Here is a 1,057-nt window from a genome sequence, read left to right on the forward strand (position 1 = left end):
TCGCCGAGCGGCGCAGGAGCCGGCAGATCCATGTCGGGCCGGTCGCGGTGGGCGGGGACGCACCGGTGTCGGTGCAGTCGATGACGACGACGCGGACGTCGGACGTGGGTGCGACGCTGCAGCAGATCGCGGAGCTGACGGCGGCCGGGTGCCAGATCGTGCGGGTGGCGTGTCCGACGCAGGACGACGCGGAGGCGCTGCCGGTGATCGCGAGGAAGTCGCAGATCCCGGTGATCGCGGACATCCACTTCCAGCCGAAGTACGTGTTCGCGGCGATCGAGGCGGGGTGTGCCGCGGTCCGGGTGAACCCGGGCAACATCAAGAAGTTCGACGACCAGGTCAAGGAGATCGCGAAGGCGGCGAAGGACCACGGGACGCCGATCCGGATCGGGGTGAACGCGGGGTCGCTGGACAAGCGGCTGCTGCAGAAGTACGGCAGGGCGACGCCGGAGGCGCTGGTGGAGTCCGCGCTGTGGGAGGCGTCGCTGTTCGAGGAGCACGACTTCCGCGACATCAAGATCTCGGTGAAGCACAACGACCCGGTGGTGATGATCGAGGCGTACCGGCAGCTGGCCGAGGCGTGCGACTATCCGCTGCACCTGGGTGTGACGGAGGCGGGTCCGGCGTTCCAGGGGACCGTCAAGTCGGCGGTGGCGTTCGGTGCGCTGCTGTCGCAGGGGATCGGGGACACGATCCGGGTGTCGCTGTCGGCTCCTCCGGTGGAGGAGGTCAAGGTGGGGCTGCAGATCCTGCAGTCGCTGGGGCTGCGGCAGCGGGGTCTGGAGATCGTGTCGTGTCCGTCGTGCGGGCGTGCGCAGGTGGATGTGTACAAGCTGGCGGAGGAGGTCACCGCGGGTCTGACGGGCATGGAGGTGCCGTTGCGGGTCGCGGTGATGGGCTGTGTGGTCAACGGTCCGGGTGAGGCGCGTGAGGCGGACCTGGGTGTGGCCTCGGGCAACGGCAAGGGGCAGATCTTCGTGAAGGGCGAGGTCATCAAGACCGTGCCGGAGTCGAAGATCGTGGAGACCCTGATCGAGGAGGCCATGAAGCTCGCCGC

At 68.6% G+C, this 1,057-nt stretch carries 1 protein-coding gene; it reads left to right on the forward strand.

Features of this window, described 5'->3' with window-relative positions; translation table 11 throughout:
* A partial coding sequence (gene ispG, locus IE286_RS26880) for a flavodoxin-dependent (E)-4-hydroxy-3-methylbut-2-enyl-diphosphate synthase (protein ID WP_189799359.1) occupies nucleotides 1-1,057 on the forward strand: 1,057 nt, incomplete at both ends.

It is taken from the genome of Streptomyces thermodiastaticus (assembly GCF_014656135.1).
Lineage (GTDB): Bacteria > Actinomycetota > Actinomycetes > Streptomycetales > Streptomycetaceae > Streptomyces > Streptomyces thermodiastaticus.